Source organism: Microbulbifer sp. TYP-18 (genome assembly GCF_040932045.1).
In the GTDB taxonomy this organism is placed as follows: domain Bacteria; phylum Pseudomonadota; class Gammaproteobacteria; order Pseudomonadales; family Cellvibrionaceae; genus Microbulbifer.
Map to the genome: position 1 here is coordinate 1 of NZ_JBFRBC010000020.1, position 17,639 is coordinate 17,639.

A 17,639-nucleotide genomic window follows, 5' to 3' on the forward strand; every position below is an offset into this window, starting at 1 on the left:
GATAGTGTATTCGGCTTCGGCGAAGGTCAGTTGGCTCATGATTGAATCTGTGTATGTTGGAAATGGGGTAAATTATGCCAGACTGAAGCAGTTTTTCAGAGGTTCCCTAGGTTCAATTTCTAAATCGGCAACAGTGCAGACAAATCATGGCTTTAAATTGTTTTTATCGGTAGTGAAGGTTAGGGGTGACTGAGTATCTCTTTGTCTTCAGGGGAAAGCTTCATCAAGCAGAGGGCCAGAAGCAAGGTCGCGAGCACGCCCGAACCTCCAGCAACAGCGGAGGGTAAAAAAGTGTCACGTCCGAACACGATCAAAATCCCATTGGCGAACATGGCAAGAACACCAACCACTGCTGTCAAACCTCCCAAAGCCTTGGCACCACCAGTCAACTTGGCTATTCCGAAAATGAGCGCAGCAAAGCCCAGTAACAACTTTGCTGCGTAATAGATCATAAAAGATAGGGCTACGACCGCCCCCATCACAGAACCAAGCGCTTCGAGTTGACTCGTGGCTTCGCGAAATGGTCCAAACATAGTAAGACCAATACTAACTTGTACTAGGTTGAATACCGCACTAAATGCGATGCAGGACCATCCAACTTGATAGGATTTGGCTTGCACCATCGCTGCTCCGGCGAACGCTACGAGAACAGTAAAGAGCAGGCCTTCCAATCCCCATATAAGTTGCCTTGAAAGGTTAACTTCCGTGATATAAAGAATGGTATAAAGCGCCTGCGTAACCGCCAGCACCAACAGTAGATAGGATGTGACTCGAACGGTTCGTGTATAATTAAAATCCATGTCTGTATCCTCTGTAGTTTCTTTGGGTAAATAGGAGGTATAAATACCCCGTTCTTGTGACTTTAGTTTAAATTTGCTTTTGCATCGTCATAACCTATGACTTAAATCGATATTTTGCAGTCCCCTTGAAAATTGCGTTCAAATTAGTGGCTTCTGCTGTACCCCTGTCGTACACTCTGTGCGAATTGCCGGATTTCGGCAGGTGAAGTCAGATGATTAACCTGCTTAGTCATTGCAACTTCTTTTACCAACTGCCGGTATTGTGGCGTCAGCTGTCTATGGCACAACCACAACACCTTATAGCTAGTCCAGCTACCTCGCCATATGGGGCTGTTTTCCGGCCAACCTTCCGGGTTCCGGAACAACCCTTTGAACAGCCGTTTGGTCACCCAGAAACCGTGTATCCAGAGCGGCAGATCGATGTAGACTAAAGTGTCTGCTGCGGAGAAGCGCTCCCAGGCAGATGTCATACAGCCGAAACCGTCGATAATCCATTCAGGCTGTTTCACCAGGCAGGCATGTGACTGCAGGTATTGCTGGTGCGGAACTTGGACGCCACCTGCGCGGTACTGGAGTTTGTCGATGGAATAGAGGGGCAAGCCCGTCGCTTCAGCCAGTTGCAAAGCCAAGCTCGACTTACCACCACCCGCATTCCCAAATAGGGCTACTCGATTCATTTTGCCTCCGATAGCTAATCACTCTGAAGGCAGAGATACAAAACCCGCCTCCAGGGCGGGTTTGTTGAAATCGTTTGCACTAAAACCCACCACCCCTAAGGGATGATGGTAATAATCTTGAAACGTCTAAGCGCAAATAGGTTGTTCATCCTTCGACTATTATGCAAAATCCTGCCTGTGTCAACTGGGATTACCCAGTTCCCTTAGGCACGGAGGATTATTGGAGAGCGCATTGCTCGAAATTTGCATCTCCGCCCGTTGTCAGGCCCCGGTTGCGAATCAGAACAGGATCACTTATTACAATTCCAGGTTCCCTTAATCAGGCCAGTCACCGGGTTGGTTTTCCCCGTCAGGGGTTTCAGGCCAAACACCAAACGCAGCAGTGGCACGCGACGAATAAGCAGTTCGTGCATTAATAAACATCCTGCGGCTGTAATTAATACAACCAGCAATGGTTCAAATACCGGCCCCAAGGACAGGCTACTCAACGTAAACACAGCTATCACCATGATGGTCTGGTGCAGTATATAGCAGGGATAAACTGCCTCATTGGCATAGGGGAGCCAGGAAAATGGCCTGTTCAAGTAGCGATAGGCGAAAGCCAGCACTGCCAATAGCCACAACCAGCGATTGGCGTAGACAATTAACAGGCCAATAAACGGCTGTCCATAGAAACTGTTCTCCGGCAGAATCCTCCCGAAGTATAAGAACAGGCTATAGCTGAGTGCGGCTGAAACCACCAACGGAACACGTATCTGCGCCAGCAACTTCCACGGCGCCTGCTGGCTAACCAACAGATAACCGAGGATGAAGAAGGTAAAGAACTGTGCGTGGGTATACCAGTCCCCGACCACTGCGTGGTTTATACCGCCAAAACGTGGAAATAGGAACAGGCCATACAAGGTAAGCGGCAGCAGGGGCAGTATCACAAGTTGCCAGGCTTTGACTGCGGCAACCCAGCTTTTCAATTGCTGCTGACGCGCCCCCAGCCACAGGGCAATAGGGATGGCGGCCAAGGTATAGCAAAGCAGGTAGGGCAGATACCACAGGTGGTTCCAGGTAATACCCACCTGACTGCCGGTAAAGCTGCCCGCTGGCCAGGGTTGAAACGTAAAATAGCGCCAAACAAACCTGAAGTAGCCCGGCTCAATCGCGCCGTTGGCAAGCGCTTCGTAATAGGCCTGGGGCGGAATCACAAACAGCATGCCAAATAGCAGCGGAATCACCAGTTGGCGTAACCTTTGTAACAGAAATCCCCGGCTACCCAATTTGTACAACAGGAAATAAGTGGCCGCACCCGAGATCAGAAAAAGCAGCGGCATACGCCACTGGTTTACTGCCAGCATCAACAGTTGAAGGGTCTCGCTCTGGTGGCTGCTTTTTACATGCCAGCCCCAATCAGCCACATAGGCCATACCCAGGTGGTACAGGATCAACAGGCCAAAGGCCAGCACACGCAGACTGTCTATATCGTGGCGTCGCTCTGTAGTCATATATATGGTTTCCCTGATTTTGCTTTGCCGCTATGCTCAGCTTCGCGCCTCCCCCCTGCCACCATAGAGGGATGACCGGCACCGCCCCTGGTGCCAGTGGTGGTATTCAGGGATGATTGGAGGGAAAACTGAGCTGGAATTTGGGTTGGGAGTGCAATATAGATGGCGGTAGAGAAGTACCTTGCCAGTAAACGACAGTTGGAAGTGGGGCTCTGGGCACTGTTTTTTTCAGTGCAGTGGCTGGCTCAGTTTGCTGTGGTCTCCCTGGAGCAGCGCAGTGGGGGCCAGGACTTTCAATCCTGGGAACCACTAGTTTGGGAGGGCACCAGTCTCCTGATGGTGGCCTTATTGTTGCCGTTGATTCTGGCCTGGGATCATCAATTTCCCCTGCAGAAGGGCGTAATTGGGCGTAACCTCACCATCCACCTGCTACTGACCCTACCCTGGTCGCTGCTCCATGTCGTCGGCATGGTAGCCATGCGCACTGTAATCTACCATCTGGAGGGTGGGTCCTACGATTTTGGCAACTGGTCGCTGGAATTCCTCTACGAATATCTGAAAGACTTCCGTACCTATGGCATCCTGCTCAGCATCATATACCTGTACCGTTTTCTATTGGTACATCTCCAGGGGAAGGCTCAGTTGCCGGAACATCCGGCTGGAGAAGCACCATTGAAGTCGATCGAGCCTCCCGATCGACTTCTGATCAAGAAATTGGGCAAGGAATTTTTGGTCAATGTGCCGCAGATCGAATGGGTTGAAGCCGCCGGCAATTATATGAACCTGCACCTGGACGGCAGGGTATATCCGCTGCGGGATACCATGGCAAAGCTGTTAGAACGCCTGGAGCCAAATGGATTTGCGCGGGTACATCGCTCCTATATTGTGCGGCTGGATTTTATAGCGGAGATTGAACCACTGGAAAGTGGTGACGCGCGCATTCACCTGGAAAATGGCCGACAGATACCTATGAGCCGACGCTACCGCGATCAACTCAGGTCTCAACTGACCCCCAGCTAAAGGCTTGGCTTTGGTTACATCAAATCTCTTCGAGGTCCCAGGTACTCCGAATTTGCCGCAACAATCAATTAAATCGGTAGCTTACCAAAGGATGGCTTCCGCCTTACCCCAAAGCAATTCTCCTATACCAGTAGGGAATTGATATTTTTCCTTTTCCGACAAGTTTGTCATAATTCTGCCGATCGACTGCCTGTTTGACTACACTCCCCTAATACTAAATTTTATTGTCAAATTATTACTTCCCGGCAGTCTGAAATAAGAAATTCCAGTGGTGGTATAGTAGGGCTGCCGGGTCTATTATTTTACAAAGCGTGGCCACAACTATAGCAATCGATTGGTACCGGCTTCTCTATGCAATTTCGTCTTTTCTGGATGCCCAACGGTAAAACGCTGTTGTAACGATTTTTTCACCAGGGCTTCATGCTTGCCTACGGTTTTTTAGCATGAAAGTAGTAGTTCTCTCCCTCATCAGTATAGTTGCTCACCAGAATCAAGCCCGCCTCGGAAAATAATTCGAGATATGCGTCTTTTCCCAGTGAAAGGGACTCAAGTCTCGTCCAATTATCCTGCCACTTGCAGATTTGATAAGGGGATGTAAACAGAAAATGGCCACCGGATTTTAGTGTGGAAGTCACTTTGAGAATCAATTGTCGTTGTGCAGCGGCGGACAACAGGAATACAAGTCCGATAGCCACTACGCCGTCAAAACATCTGTCAAAAAATGACGAAGTCTCAACGGACTCGCATACTACACTCATCTGTAGAAAACGCCGTTGAAATTCAGCTGCCAATGTAGGCGAGGCATCCACGCCATAGACTTTGTGGCCTGCTTCCACCAATGCCGTGGAAACTGGCACCCCTGCCCCGCAACCGAGGTCAAGTACCTCGGCACCATTTGACAAATTTCGTGCCCAGGTTCGAATCACTTCAACGCCGACAGAGGAATGCTCTCTTAGGGCAATAAGTTTATTTGCGACTGCTTCCCAACCGTTAGACATATCATGCGGAGCTGAGGAAGCCATAAATATGCTCTCCTATTTTTCAAGTGAGATTTAAATTGGCATTTTCTGAATCTATTCTAAACTCTGATCTACGTCAATTAGAATAGACTCTACTATAGCTATCGATTCATACCTCTTCAAATTGTTCATGCTTTAATGAAAATCTGACCTATCTATAGTGCACTCGATGCCAAACTAAGAGCTTTATGTGATTTATAGTTCTCTGATATTAATAGTCACAAAGTCCTTGTAGTTCATAAATATATTGATGACTAGTTGTTGCTGGGCGATTAAATATATTTTTTTAAAACAACTGTTGTATTCGGACAGTGGTATTATCTGACTGTTGAATAGGTAGCTTTAAATTAAACAGCGGGCTACTGCCCGCTCCTGTAAAACTCACGCTTGAAGCACCTCATATCTCTCAAACGATCTGTCAATTATTAGTATTAAAATTTTCCCGTATAAACATTTGAGATAATATAGTCGTTCCAGCCATAGGGCAGGTCTCTGCGAAATGCGGAGCCAATAATAATATTGGCACCATTGTCCATTTCATGTTGGGGGCAGGCACCACCCCCATAGATGTTTTCTGAACAGCCACCACTCAATATAAGCTCCCACTTATCCAACATTATATTTCTTTTAAACATCCAATAGGAAACATAGTTTTTAGAGGCATGTACGTCAAATCGGTAGGTAGCATATGCATTGTCTTGAAAGGGATAATTCTTACAACCTAAAATGCCGGAATTATTGGAAGAGGGCAAAATATGTTTAGTGGCAAAGTCCTCTATTGCAACGCCATAGCATCCTGTACCCTCCATGACCCCGCTCGTATCACCCAGTGCCAAGCCTCGACCAAGAATACGAGAACACTCTGGACGAAACTCTAAAATTCCATCATCGTCTCTACAGCGAGGATCTCGCACTTCTACACTAGATAAACGGGTGTCACCCCTAAGAGAAGCTCCAACATGCATGCCCGGGGGTGCGAACGCAGAATGCAGGCTAAACAATCTCAATGTAGAGAGTTCAAAGGATAAGAATTGGGTTTCATTGTCACTTACGGTCTGAAACAATGTGGGGATATAGACTGCTGATTTGTCATTATAAATTGTTCCACCGATTTCGTGGATGTTAGTATACTGCTGCCCCTGTAGGGGCCCCTCCCAAATCTGAATTTCTGGATTGGCTATAAGAAAATCTCTAATATCAATTAACCCATTAAAATAATCTTCACGCCAATCAGCATAAACGGTAGTGGATAGAAAAAAAATTATCCATAGCTTCCTCATAAATACTCCGTTACTAATTTTATTTAACTTACCCAATAATATACTTGAACCAAAATTTGATTAATTTATGTGGCAACTCTCTCTTAAATCTTGGTTGCACACACTCACAAGTTTTTGGTAGGGATTAATTTAGCATGCTAAATTCTTAGTAAAATACTAAATAATCTATATTTTATTCTAATTAGTGCAGAAATTTGTATATCGAAAAAATTTCATTAAACGCGGTTTCAAGTAATAACTAAAATTTATCTCTGACGCGACTTATACTTTAATTCTTGGTTGCGATGGTTGTTGAATTCACAGACACGTCAATAATGCAATATTTCAGCGCATATTATAATATTGAATATAAAGCTATGGATATAATATTTCAGTAATCCACTGGCAGTATAATAAAATATTGACTTTCCTTCCCAAGTCAACACCGGGAAGCCTGGTAGATTACTATTTATTGCTTGAACTTTAGCTTTGCGTCTTCTAATTAGCCACACAAGAAAATCATCACTAAAGCAAACACGAGTTTTTAATAAACCTCAAAGGGCAACTGCTTCAAAAAAGCAGTTGCCGCCTGGCACACACCTTATTTACCAGGATGTCTGGATTCCCTAGCTTGGATTGCAGACATCTACACCATACTTGTCTACTTAATAACTCCTATAGATTTTTAACCATTTGTTGGCTGGGCACAGAGGCACATAAAATATTCACTGCGTTCCACCCATCCGGCCCGGTGGGCCACATGGCAGATTGGCTCATCGTCAAACTGGTTGCCATAGATCCAGTGTGAGGACGGATCATTGATAGCCTCTACAATAATATTGACGTCCCTTGTAATTTTACAAACCGCCGCTTGTTCACTGTCCGGATCCACGATGTTGCTTTTTTCCATTTCCGAGGGCGCAGCAACCCATATTTCGCAGGTTCTCGCACAGGTAAGTGGGCCTGACCCACGGAAAAAATTTGGATACCAGCCGGCTTTATATAGATTCATGGACAAGTCCTGGATCGGATCAGCAGTGCTCACTGCAGAGAATCCAGCCAAAACCGAAAACAGACAGAGACGGATGATAGTTTTCATATACGAATTTCCTTTTTTATAGTATTTGCAACTTCCAACAGCAATCTAACCTTACTTGAAATTCCAGCCGGCACGCAATAACAATTTTGTGAACTCTTGATGTGTTATTCAGGTTATATAGGTTTTGTGCGGTGATTAAATAATTTTCTCGGAATATATATTTTCGAAATATTTTTATTATTTTGTCGATGCTATGAAGCCTCTCACTAATAACTTGTCTTACTCAGGCTTCTAAACTGTATGGTATTTAGCAAAAGGACCCCACTGGACGGACAATAGAGACTGGTTAACAAAATTCTCACTCAAATGGGAACTTTCTAGTGTCAAATCAAGTACGTGACTGCTCGGTTTTTCGTGAGAGGGGCTGCAACTATGGGCCGCCCGCCCGGGCCTGAAAAAGTTGGGGAATACTTGATCAGTAACCTGATAGTAAAATTAATCCGGCATTAACCAGGTAATAAAGCAAGCTGTCCGGTTAATCGGTGGTGGACCGGGAGCAAAAGGCCCCCAGTTGTGGTTGCATCCAGCCCACTTGGGTTTTGGCACAACACACTTCCGCCAGGTCAGCAGCCTAGACCCGGAAAGGCGGTTACCCCGAACAGGGGAAGGTATATGCCAGGTCCGTTATTCGAGACTTATCATCAGCGCATGTAGCACCTCGGCTTCCAATCCGGGCCTCGGCTTTTGGGAGAATCTCATGCGGGGACCGACAAAGTCTGCCAGTTCAACTTCGCCTGCAGCCTCTGCTGCTTCAGCATAGTAATTTAAAACCTGTAAAGCCTCGCGGACTGCCGGAGAATTCCCATCCAGTTGACCGTGAGTTATCATTCGGCTGATTCCAAAATGGAAGTTGCCGGCAATGATCAATTTGTGTGTATCCCGGGAAAACCGCGGCGCAATTGTCAGCAGATTCTGATTATTGGCTTCTATGGACATTAGCGGCACTGCCTGCTCCAGCACAGCCTGCGGCATTGCTTCCCGCATAGCGGGGTAATGGCCGGACCCCACATAGGCGGTAGTAATTCCGGGTTTTAATTCACTGCCGATATAGAACCCGGAAAGCTGTTGTCCCGCCCTGATCTTTGGACCATCCTCTCTCTTCTCCGCATCGTAGTTATACCAGCTTATAAAATACCCCGATGTGTTCCATATCGCCATCTGCAAGGCTCTTACCTGACTTTCGGATTTGGCACTCTGCCATTGCCTCGGCGCCAGGATCTCATCATCCTGGCCCAAATTTGGTACGGGTATTTTTAAGTTTGCGATGGCCTGCCGGGCACCTTTGCCGTTGCGGAGGGTGTAGCTATAGGCATAGCTGTTTTTCTTCACTTTCACCTTTGGCGATATGGCAGCTTTCACCTGATTGCCGAGATTCAGTCGCTCCACACGCAATTCACCAGTGGCCTGTGTGCCCGGTTTGTCGAGTTCCCGCGGATAAACCAAAACCATCTGGCCGCTCCCGGGGTCCAAAAATACGTATTGACCGCTCAATCGCGGGGGTATCACACCATCTTCCGGCCAGATGGGCACAGGACTCAACTGGGCAACTGTGTACAGTTGTTGTGCCAGTGCCAGGCCGGCGCTTACGCAAACCATAGCTACCACGCTGATAATATATTTCACTGTTGAATTCCTCCGGGTTAGGGCCATTGGCAATGAAAATGTTCATTGGTGGTGCCAATCGATTCGTGGAGGGCCCTGGTCGCCCCCTTTTCCAGGCATATTTCTCTGAAGCGCGCCTGGACACTGGGGATTTTTGGCACACTGTTGGGGCCGCCATTACCCCTTATGTCCACTGCCTTGCCCTGGCGGTGACTAAAATGCGGCCCCTGCCAGTTCCTGTTCAGGTCGAAGATACCAGCGAGGGGCAGGGCAATGTCATTAATGGCGATAACCGGGTATTGCGGGTACTCGGAGCGGTACTGGCTGGCTACTGCCTTAATACCGTTGACGGTGGGGGGGGTGCCAAAATGATTGATAGGGTGCGAGCTGGTTTGGCCGATCAGCACCCAATTACTGCCGGAGGTAAGTTCCACCAGGTCCGGATAGCCTACGTAGATATCAGTCACGGAACAGTAGTCTGCACACACGGCCAGCCATTCCACCTGCCCCACCTTGGTTGTTCGTATTGCGACCGGCAGACCACAGCAACCGGTGTTACCGGAAAGGGGAATAACGGAACTGACCGGTGGAGCCGGGCTGTTGTGGTTGTGCTGATTCTGCACAAAGTAGACCCCGTTGGCGAGGGTGACATCACAGTCCGGGACCACCTCCCCGGTCTGCAGATTGATACAATAAGCGGTGCCGAAATTCTCGTTGTTGGGCAGATAGAGAACCTGGGCAGCTGCCGTCGCACTGAACGAAAACAGCATACACAGGACTAAATGTGAAACTATATTTTGCATAAGATATCGCATGAGTTTTCCCTATGGATAACCATAAAAGTTCACACGCTAATGCCAGGCAGGCGCCTGCTGATACGGATAGGGTTTGGCTCAGGCGTAGCTTGGCAGACGGTTCTATGTAGGTGGCAACTTCACGTGGGATTCGAATTGCCGCTCAATGCTGCCTCTTGTGATTCACCCGGAACAAGCATCGAGTCGCAGGAGGATAATCCAGTGGATCTTGTGTCATACAACAGCAAGAACCGGACGAAGTGCTAGGGCCTGTTCACACTAACTGAGATAACCCTGCTGCTTCAGGTTTTGTGGCCTGCAAGGCAGGAATTGCGCAGTGTGGTGGGTCCACATAAGCAATTTCTAACACCGCAGGGTGCGAAACCAGGGGCAGCCCTTCGGGTTGTACCGGAAAAGGCGCCACTCTTCGTTGCTCGTCGCTCATTTGGAACAACCAAACCGCGCTCCTCTTGCCTCGATTGGCACCTTTTCTGTCACAACAGGGCCAGCTCCGTTAGTGTGAACAGGCCCTAAGGCCACACCCAATCCCGGCGCTGGCCATTGGTATAAGGACAATGCCGTTTGGTTGCGCAGTACCCCAAGGGCGAAAATCAGTGGGTTGGGGAATCAGCCCGTCGGCTCTTAGGCCGATTTACCCGACAACTTATTTAATTGCCGGGTAAATAATAACGGCGGTAATTACTATGCTGGGCCCGGGAAACCTGTGTCAAGCGGCATCGGAATCCCGGCGATACTTTGGCGTCTGTTGTTTTTTCTGCGCCGGGGCAATTGTAACGGGCTGCTAAAAAAACCCGCGGGGGCTTTTCCCAGCCGGGATTTGCGCTGCATTGCCCACAAGGCTTCCACAATAAACCGGGCAGTTACACGCTTGATTTGCGGCCGGGAGATCCCTGTTGGGAACAGCCGCCCTAGCAGGTTGTTGAAAAAGGCATCCTGCCTGTTTCAAAACACGAAAAGCGAAAAATGTGATTTTCACTTTTCTCCCAAAATCAACGACTTAGGCGTCGTTGATTTTGCCGGAACATCCATATTCCGGTACCAGGCGTCGAAATTCTTCGAATTTCAACAGCCTGCTAGGCTGCATCGAATTAACCAGAGGCTCCCCGGGTTCGGAGAAGGAAGTCGGAAAATCCCGCCAGACTGTCGAACACCATTGTCGCTGCCAGACAATCCTCGGGCGCCCTGGTCAGGGCCTCGAGGGTTTCCTCCCCGCGACCTGTCCTGACCAGCACGGCCCTGCATCCCTTGGCCACGGCGGCCTGCAAGTCCTGTACCCGATCCCCCACCAGATAGCAGTCGTGCAGGCTGGTATCGAATTCCGCCTCGACCGCGTCCAGCATACCGGTAGCGGGCTTGCGACAGCGGCAGCCGTCATCGGGGCCGTGGGGACAGTAGAAGATGGCCGCTACCTCGCCGCCGGCATCCTCCACGCGAGCGCGCAGCTCGGCGTGTATGGCCTCAAGGTCCTCCAGTTGGAAATCGCCCCGGGCGAGACCCGGCTGGTTGGTGACCACCACCAACTGGTAGCCGGCCCGGCTGAGGTCAGCCATAGCGCCGACACTGCCGGGCAGGGGTTGCCAGTCCTCCGCGCGGCGCACGCCGCCGGCCTTGTGGCAATTGATAACGCCGTCGCGGTCAAGCAGGATCAGGGACATGGGCTTTCCGCTGTCAGTAGAGATAAGCCAGGGCCGGTTCAGCCCCGCCAGTCTTCTGTTACTTTGCCGGCACCAGTAGGGAAATATCGGCAACCTCGAGAAACAGGGCGCGAAGCTGCGCCAGTAACGCCAGGCGGTTGTCCCGCAGCTTCTGGTTGTCCGTCATTACCATCACGTCATCAAAAAAAGTATCGACGCTGTCGCGCAGCCCCGCCAACCCTGCCAGCCCTTCAGTGTAGAGGGACTGGCGGTACAGCGGCACTACCTGCCGCTGGGCATCGCTGATGGCCGCGAACAGCGCCTTCTCGGCTTCCTCCTGCAGCAGGCTTTCATCCACGCTGGCCGGCACGTCCCGCTCCAGTTTGGCGAGGATATTGGATACGCGCTTGTTGGCCGCGGCCAGTGCCTGGGCTTCCGGCAGCCGGCTGAAGGCGTGCACCGCCTGTACCCGGTTGTCGATATCCAGTGGTCGCGACAAGTTGCGTGCAGCCACCGACATAAATATCTCCGCAGGGACACCCTGGTCCTCATAACGGGCGCGAAAACGCTCGAGTATGTAGTGCAGGGTGTCGTCCACCACACTCTGGAAACTTCCAAGGGCGGTGCGCGGGTAATTGTCGCGGGCCAGCTCCAGCAGAGTGCGCAGGTCCAGGTCCAGCTTTTTTTCCACCAGCAGGCGGATTACACCCAGGCTGGCACGGCGCAGGGCGAAGGGATCGCGGGAGCCACTGGGCGGCTGGCCGATACCAAAGATACCGACCAGGGTATCCAGCCGGTCAGCCAGCGCCAGTACGGTGCCGGTCGGGCTCTGCGGCAACTGGTCGCCGGCAAATTTGGGCATATAGTGCTCGTACATTGCCTTGGCGACTTCCAGCGGTTCGCCATCGTTTTCGGCATAGTGATAGCCGGCGATGCCCTGCATATCGGCAAATTCAAACACCATATCAGTGACCAGGTCCGATTTGCACAGGCGCGCGGCGCGCTCGGCCAGATCCCGGCTGGCGCCGGTGGCATCGGCAATTCCAGCGGCGAGGGATGCGAGGCGCTCCGTCTTGTCATAGATGCTACCCAGTTTCTGCTGGAAGACTATGTGTCTGAGCTTTTCCCGGCGCGCCTCGAGGCTGGTCTTTTTGTCCGTTTCGAAAAAGAAGGCGGCATCCGCCAGGCGCGGACGGATAACACGCTCGTTGCCGTGAATGACCTGGGCCGGATCCCGGCTTTCGATATTGGCCACGGTGATAAAAAATGGCAGCAGGATGCCGTCCTCGTCCACCACATGAAAATACTTCTGGTGCTCTTTCATAGAGGACACCAGGGCTTCCGCCGGCACCTTGAGAAAACGCTCCTCAAAACGACCGGTGAGCGCTACGGGCCATTCCACCAGTGCCGTCACTTCGTCCAGGAGGTCGTCTTCGATCACCGCGACGCCATTGACCCTTTCCGCCTCGGCAGTGACCTGGGCGCGAATCATGTCGCGCCGCTGGGCGAAGTCCGCGATGACATAGCCATCGTCTTTCAATAGCGACAGATAGTCACTGGCGGAGTGCACAGCCAATTCGCGGTTGCAGTGAAAGCGGTGTCCGCGGGTGCTGTTGCCGGACCTGAGGCCGAGTACTTCCGTATCCACCACCTGGTTGCCGAACAGCATCAAGAGCCAGTGGACCGGGCGCACGAACTCCTCCCGGCGGGCGCCCCAGCGCATGCGCTTGGGGATTGGCAGCCCGTCGAGCGCCGCCGTTACGATATCACCGAGCAGGGTGGTGGTATCCTCACCGCCGGTGGTCCGGCGGCAGAACAGCTTGTCCTGTTTGCCGTCGTTGGCCACACAGTCCCGCAGATCGCCGATGGCGATGCCATTCTTGCGCGCAAAGGCCTCAGCAGCTTTGGTGGCTACGCCATCCTTGAATGCGACCCTGACCGGCGGCCCCCATACGGAAATGGTTTTGCTGGGGGTCTCCTCCGCCAGGTCAGAGACAATCACCGCCAGGCGGCGCGGCGCGGCATAGGCACACACCGAGCTATACGGCAGCCCCTGTTTGTCCAGGCCCTGTTCAATACCGTTGGCGAAGGCTTCCATCAACCTGCGCAGCGCCCTGGGCGGCAGCTCTTCGGTGCCCAGCTCAACGAGAAAGTCCTGCGCCATTACTGCTTCTCCTCTGCTGCGGACGCGCTCTCCGCCAGAATTTCACTGCGAATTTCTTCCGCCGCCAGCGGGAAGCCCAGTGCGCGGCGGGCCTGGTAATAGGCCTGCGCTACGGCGCGGGCGAGGGTGCGCACGCGCAGTATGTAGCGTTGGCGCTCAGTCACGGAGATGGCGTGGCGCGCGTCCAGCAGGTTGAACGCATGGGAGGCTTTCATCACCTGCTCATAGGCCGGCAGTGGCAGACCCAGTTCGATCAGGCGCTGGCTCTCGCGCTCGCAGTGGTCGAAGGTATTGAACAGGAATTCCACCTCCGCGTGCTCGAAGTTGTAATGGGACATTTCCACCTCGTTCTGGTGGAAAACGTCGCCGTAGGTCACCGGGCTGCCGTCCGGATTGCGGGTCCACACCAGGTCGTAGATGGACTCGACCCCCTGGAGATACATGGCGATGCGTTCCAGGCCGTAGGTGATCTCTCCGGTGACCGGAAAACACTCCAGCCCGCCCACCTGCTGGAAGTAGGTGAACTGGGTCACCTCCATACCGTTCAGCCACACTTCCCAGCCCAGGCCCCAGGCTCCCAGTGTGGGGGATTCCCAGTTGTCCTCGACGAAGCGGATATCGTGGATGGTGGGGTCTATGCCCATGGCGCTCAGGCTGTTCAGATAGAGTTCCTGAATATTGTCCGGCGAAGGCTTCATCACCACCTGGTACTGGTAGTAGTGCTGCAGGCGGTTGGGGTTCTCGCCGTAGCGGCCGTCGGTGGGCCGGCGACAGGGCTGTACATAGGCGGCGTTCCAGGTCTCCGGGCCCACGGCGCGCAGGAAGGTGGCGGGGTGGAAAGTGCCGGCACCCACTTCCATATCCAGAGGCTGTAGAATGACGCACCCCTGGTGCGCCCAGTAATCCTGCAAGGCAAAGATGAGCCCCTGGAAAGTGTTGAGGTCGTGTTGGCTGGACACCGCTATCTCCGGACAGGTTGTGCGGCCCGCTGAAATCACCGGGCCCGGGCAAAGGGGGCAATTATAGCGGCAGCCGGTGACGCACTAAAGGCGCGCGGCGGCAACAGCGGGAATAGACCGGCAGCGCCGCCAATCCCGGTGTCGACATCGCGCAAAACTGAAACCGGTTAGAGGAATATGTGGTTTGGATATTAAGGGGCGCCTCGCCGTCGCTGTGCTGAGGTTGGTGGGCAGGCTGCCATTGCGCTGGTCGCGCCGGCTGGGTTGGCTGACCGGCCATATTGCGGTGCTGGGCCGGGGCGAGAGCCTGCGGGTTACCCGCATCAATCTGCAGCTTTGCTATCCCACGATGGAAGCGGAAGCGCGGGAACGGCTGGCGCGACACAGTGTCGTGCAGACAGCCCTGACGGGGTTCGAAGTGGCGGGCATCTGGCAGCAACCCTGGAGCCGCAGTGAGGATCAGATTGTGCGGGTGCGGAATCAACAGCTGCTCACCGAGCGGACGGATAGAGGGCAGGGCCTGCTGGTATTGATGCCACACATTGGCAACTGGGAGCTCTTCGGTATGTACCTGAGTACCCTGGGACCCTCAACGGCCCTCTATGCACCGCCGAAGGTGGCGGCACTGGACCCCCTGATCCGCAGCGGTCGCCAGATGAATGGCGCCCATATGGTACCCACCAATATACGGGGGGTGCGCGCCCTGTTGAAAGCGCTGAAGGCGGGTGAAATGGTGATGGTGCTGCCGGATCAGGAGCCCGACAGCGGCGGCGACTTTGCTCCCTTCTTCGGCCAGCCGGCGCTGACTATGACGCTGGCCCACAATCTTCTGCAGCGCACCGGTTGCCGCTGCGTGTTCGGCTTTGCCAAGCGGCTGCGGGACGGCTTCGAACTGGTTCTGCTGCCGGCGGAACAGTCTATTTACGCCGCGGAACAGAAAGTATCGCTGGCGGCGATGAACCGGGGGGTGGAAGCCTGCATCGCCGCGGCGCCGGACCAGTACCAGTGGGAATACAAGCGCTTCCGCCGCGGCCCCGGGGGCAGGACGCACCGCTATCGCAAGGGCTGAACGCCGGCCCTGTTGTTGCCACTGGGTCCTCGTACCCACCGGGGAATTATTTCCCCGGGGCCGGATTCAGAAGGCGTCCAGTACCCCTACCACCGCACCGGTCATGCAGGTGGCCAGCAGGCCGGCGAAGAGGGCACGGGTGGCCAGATAGGCCACCTCGGCGGTACGGCCCGGCACTATGGTGGAGATGGTGCCCACCACCAGCCCCAGACTGGCGAAATTGGCGAAGCCGCAGATGGCGTAGATCAGAATCAGATAGCTGTGCGGCGACAGGGCGTCGGGACCCAGCTCGGAGATCCGCTGGTAGGCCACGAATTCATTGAAAATGAGTTTGATACTCATCAGCTCCGCCGCCTGCGACAGGTCCGCAGCGTCCACCCCCATCAACCAGACAATGGGGCGGAACAGGATCGATGCCAGGTATTCCAGCGTAATGCCGTCACCGAACAGGGAGGACAATATCGCGTTGACGATGTAAATCAGTGCAAACAGCACTATGATCATACCGATTACATTCAGCAGCAGCTTTACCCCATCCTCGGTACCCCGCACCAGTGCGTCTAGGGTGCTCTGGGCTTCACTGCGCACCCTGGGGACATGGTGTTCGGCCCGGTCCGCAGGGGGCACCCACAACTGGGCGAACAGCACCGCCGCCGGCATGCTGATGAGTGAAGCGACAAGGATGTGGCCGGCGGGGTTGGCGACTATCCCCTGAAGCTGGCTGGCATACAGCACCATGACGGTGCCGGCAACGGTGGACATGGCGGCGGTGATCAGCAGGAACAGTGTGGAGCGGGACATGGACTCGAAATAGGGCCGCACCAGCAGCGGCGCCTCGACGATACCGAAAAACACACTGGCTGCGACGCTGAAGGTCTGCAGGCCATCGAGTCGCAGAGTCTTTTGCAACAGATAGCCCAACGCGCCGATAACTCTCTGCAACACGCCCCAGTAGAAAAGCAATGCCGACAGGGCGCTCATCACCAGTACAATGGGCAGAACCTGGAAGGCGACGATAAAGCTGCTGCCGGGGCCGTCGGCCACAAACGGCAGATCCGCCCCCCCAAGGTAGCCAAACATGTAGCTGCTGCCGGCGATGGCGGCCTGCTCCAGTACCTTGACGGCGCTGTTGACGGCGAGAAGTGCGTTTTGCACCCAGGTAACCTTGAGCATCACCATGGCGATTCCGAACTGCAGCAACAGGCAGACAACAATCAGTCGCACTGACACAGCGCGGCGGTTTTCGCTCAACAAAATGGGAATCGCGGTAAATACCAGGATTCCGACAAGGCCTTGCCACATGAAAAACCATCCCCCTACGCCAAGCAGCGCAATATTATATGAATGAAACCACTGAAACCCGGACCGTCTGGCGCCACCTGCCAAACGCCCTGTCCGCGCTGCGCATCCTACTGATCCCGGTGATCATCTGGTTGTCGCTACAGCACTATGTTGTGGCCGCGCTGCTGGCCTTTGCCGCCGGCGCCCTGACGGACTTTCTCGACGGACGGCTGGCGCGGCGCTATAACTGGCACAGCCATGTGGGCGCACTGCTGGACCCGGTGGCCGACAAACTGTACGTGCTGTGCCTGATGCCCTTGGTCTGGCACCTGAGTTCGGTTCTTACACTCTTCGTGTGGCTGGTAGTCATTCGTTACGCTTTGCAGCTGAGTGTGTTTCCAGTTCTGATGGGCTGGCTCAAGCGCCCCTTCAAGGTGGCCCCCAGAATGATCCCCAAGGTCGCCACCGCGGTGGCCTTCCTGGTGCTGGGGCTCGGCTTCGCACAGCAGGTGGCCCTGGAGTGGACCCCGCACTATACCAATACCGGCAACTTCTTCGGCCAGTCCATCGTGGCGGTGAGTGCCCTCGGCTGCGTGCTGGAGGCCTGGGTGCTGGCGACCTTTCTGCCTCGCTACGCGCAAATTATCGCCGGTACCAAGGATACTTTCGAGTGATGAGCCACCACAGTTATTACTATCCGGCAACTTGTTAAGTTTCCGGATTAACCACAGCCATGCGGGCAGGGCCC

The 17,639-nt window shown here is 53.4% G+C and carries 16 protein-coding genes; 4 read left to right on the plus strand and 12 right to left on the minus strand.

The features are described 5' to 3' along the window. Positions 1 to 193: hypothetical protein (locus ABVT36_RS14705; RefSeq protein WP_368457215.1), on the plus strand; the 193-nt coding region annotated here is incomplete at its 5' end. On the opposite strand, the gene ABVT36_RS14710 is transcribed toward ABVT36_RS14705, so the two are convergent. The 3 genes from ABVT36_RS14710 to ABVT36_RS14720 all read right to left on the minus strand — a co-directional run bounded on the left by ABVT36_RS14710 (position 180) and on the right by ABVT36_RS14720 (position 2,970). Beyond that, positions 180 to 800 carry a thiamine biosynthesis protein ThiC gene (locus tag ABVT36_RS14710; RefSeq protein WP_368457216.1) on the minus strand — a complete coding sequence of 207 codons (621 nt, stop codon included), beginning with the start codon at positions 798 to 800 and terminating at the stop codon, positions 180 to 182. The genes ABVT36_RS14705 and ABVT36_RS14710 overlap by 14 nt on opposite strands. 143 nt (positions 801 to 943) lie before the next feature. Continuing rightward, the gene (locus ABVT36_RS14715; RefSeq protein WP_368457217.1) at positions 944 to 1,477 is read right to left on the minus strand and encodes an adenylate kinase; all 534 of its coding nucleotides are present in this window, start codon (positions 1,475 to 1,477) and stop codon (positions 944 to 946) included. Positions 1,478 to 1,767: 290 nt separating this feature from the next. Beyond that, positions 1,768 to 2,970 (minus strand): acyltransferase family protein, encoded by a 1,203-nt coding sequence (locus ABVT36_RS14720; RefSeq protein ID WP_368457218.1) that lies wholly within the window; start codon positions 2,968 to 2,970, stop codon positions 1,768 to 1,770. 162 nt (positions 2,971 to 3,132) lie between these two features. Between ABVT36_RS14720 and ABVT36_RS14725 the strand changes: the two genes are divergently transcribed. Further along, complete coding sequence (locus ABVT36_RS14725) at positions 3,133 to 3,990, plus strand: LytR/AlgR family response regulator transcription factor (RefSeq protein ID WP_368457219.1); 858 nt, start codon at positions 3,133 to 3,135, stop codon at positions 3,988 to 3,990. Between the two features lie 428 nt (positions 3,991 to 4,418). Here ABVT36_RS14725 and ABVT36_RS14730 read toward each other — a convergent pair whose 3' ends face one another. From ABVT36_RS14730 to glyQ, 8 genes are all read right to left on the minus strand, one after another. After that, positions 4,419 to 5,012 carry a class I SAM-dependent methyltransferase gene (locus ABVT36_RS14730; protein WP_368457220.1) on the minus strand — a complete coding sequence of 198 codons (594 nt, stop codon included), beginning with the start codon at positions 5,010 to 5,012 and terminating at the stop codon, positions 4,419 to 4,421. Between the two features lie 428 nt (positions 5,013 to 5,440). Then, the gene (locus ABVT36_RS14735; protein ID WP_368457221.1) at positions 5,441 to 6,289 is read right to left on the minus strand and encodes a hypothetical protein; all 849 of its coding nucleotides are present in this window, start codon (positions 6,287 to 6,289) and stop codon (positions 5,441 to 5,443) included. A gap of 664 nt (positions 6,290 to 6,953) precedes the next feature. Further along, a complete protein-coding gene (locus ABVT36_RS14740; RefSeq protein ID WP_368457222.1) occupies positions 6,954 to 7,367 on the minus strand; it encodes a hypothetical protein in 414 nt (137 codons plus the stop codon). Positions 7,368 to 7,991: 624 nt separating this feature from the next. Then, positions 7,992 to 8,990, minus strand: coding sequence for a hypothetical protein (locus tag ABVT36_RS14745; RefSeq protein ID WP_368457223.1), 999 nt, complete (start codon positions 8,988 to 8,990; stop codon positions 7,992 to 7,994). A 17-nt stretch (positions 8,991 to 9,007) separates the two neighbouring features. Beyond that, on the minus strand, positions 9,008 to 9,739 hold the full coding sequence (locus tag ABVT36_RS14750; RefSeq protein ID WP_368457224.1) for a hypothetical protein: 732 nt from the start codon (positions 9,737 to 9,739) through the stop codon (positions 9,008 to 9,010). 1,133 nt (positions 9,740 to 10,872) lie between these two features. Next, complete coding sequence (gene gmhB / locus ABVT36_RS14755) at positions 10,873 to 11,439, minus strand: D-glycero-beta-D-manno-heptose 1,7-bisphosphate 7-phosphatase (protein WP_368457225.1); 567 nt, start codon at positions 11,437 to 11,439, stop codon at positions 10,873 to 10,875. Between the two features lie 58 nt (positions 11,440 to 11,497). Beyond that, positions 11,498 to 13,582, minus strand: coding sequence for a glycine--tRNA ligase subunit beta (glyS, locus tag ABVT36_RS14760; RefSeq protein WP_368457226.1), 2,085 nt, complete (start codon positions 13,580 to 13,582; stop codon positions 11,498 to 11,500). Further along, positions 13,582 to 14,541 carry a glycine--tRNA ligase subunit alpha gene (gene glyQ, locus ABVT36_RS14765; protein ID WP_368457227.1) on the minus strand — a complete coding sequence of 320 codons (960 nt, stop codon included), beginning with the start codon at positions 14,539 to 14,541 and terminating at the stop codon, positions 13,582 to 13,584. Before glyQ ends, glyS begins: the two co-directional genes overlap by 1 nt. 184 nt (positions 14,542 to 14,725) lie before the next feature. Here glyQ and ABVT36_RS14770 point away from each other — a divergent pair, with 184 nt between their 5' ends. Continuing rightward, on the plus strand, positions 14,726 to 15,610 hold the full coding sequence (locus ABVT36_RS14770; RefSeq protein WP_368457228.1) for a lysophospholipid acyltransferase family protein: 885 nt from the start codon (positions 14,726 to 14,728) through the stop codon (positions 15,608 to 15,610). A 66-nt stretch (positions 15,611 to 15,676) separates the two neighbouring features. Here the strand turns inward: ABVT36_RS14770 and ABVT36_RS14775 are convergent, their stop codons facing one another. After that, positions 15,677 to 16,912, minus strand: coding sequence for a NupC/NupG family nucleoside CNT transporter (locus ABVT36_RS14775; protein ID WP_368457229.1), 1,236 nt, complete (start codon positions 16,910 to 16,912; stop codon positions 15,677 to 15,679). Between the two features lie 38 nt (positions 16,913 to 16,950). Here ABVT36_RS14775 and ABVT36_RS14780 point away from each other — a divergent pair, with 38 nt between their 5' ends. Beyond that, positions 16,951 to 17,565, plus strand: coding sequence for a CDP-alcohol phosphatidyltransferase family protein (locus ABVT36_RS14780; protein ID WP_367149831.1), 615 nt, complete (start codon positions 16,951 to 16,953; stop codon positions 17,563 to 17,565). Positions 17,566 to 17,639: the final 74 nt, after the last annotated feature.

Bases quoted from the DNA above. Each gene is read 5' to 3' on its own strand.
- ABVT36_RS14720 (WP_368457218.1), bottom strand. From the start codon at position 2,970: ATGACTACAGAGCGACGCCACGATATAGACAGTCTGCGTGTGCTGGCC.
- ABVT36_RS14775 (WP_368457229.1), bottom strand. From the start codon at position 16,912: ATGTGGCAAGGCCTTGTCGGAATCCTGGTATTTACCGCGATTCCCATT.
- ABVT36_RS14735 (WP_368457221.1), bottom strand. From the start codon at position 6,289: ATGAGGAAGCTATGGATAATTTTTTTTCTATCCACTACCGTTTATGCT.
- ABVT36_RS14725 (WP_368457219.1), top strand. From the start codon at position 3,133: ATGGCGGTAGAGAAGTACCTTGCCAGTAAACGACAGTTGGAAGTGGGG.
- ABVT36_RS14715 (WP_368457217.1), bottom strand. From the start codon at position 1,477: ATGAATCGAGTAGCCCTATTTGGGAATGCGGGTGGTGGTAAGTCGAGC.
- ABVT36_RS14780 (WP_367149831.1), top strand. From the start codon at position 16,951: ATGAATGAAACCACTGAAACCCGGACCGTCTGGCGCCACCTGCCAAAC.
- ABVT36_RS14730 (WP_368457220.1), bottom strand. From the start codon at position 5,012: ATGGCTTCCTCAGCTCCGCATGATATGTCTAACGGTTGGGAAGCAGTC.
- ABVT36_RS14740 (WP_368457222.1), bottom strand. From the start codon at position 7,367: ATGAAAACTATCATCCGTCTCTGTCTGTTTTCGGTTTTGGCTGGATTC.
- ABVT36_RS14710 (WP_368457216.1), bottom strand. From the start codon at position 800: ATGGATTTTAATTATACACGAACCGTTCGAGTCACATCCTATCTACTG.
- glyS (WP_368457226.1), bottom strand. From the start codon at position 13,582: ATGGCGCAGGACTTTCTCGTTGAGCTGGGCACCGAAGAGCTGCCGCCC.
- ABVT36_RS14750 (WP_368457224.1), bottom strand. From the start codon at position 9,739: ATGCTGTTTTCGTTCAGTGCGACGGCAGCTGCCCAGGTTCTCTATCTG.
- gmhB (WP_368457225.1), bottom strand. From the start codon at position 11,439: ATGTCCCTGATCCTGCTTGACCGCGACGGCGTTATCAATTGCCACAAG.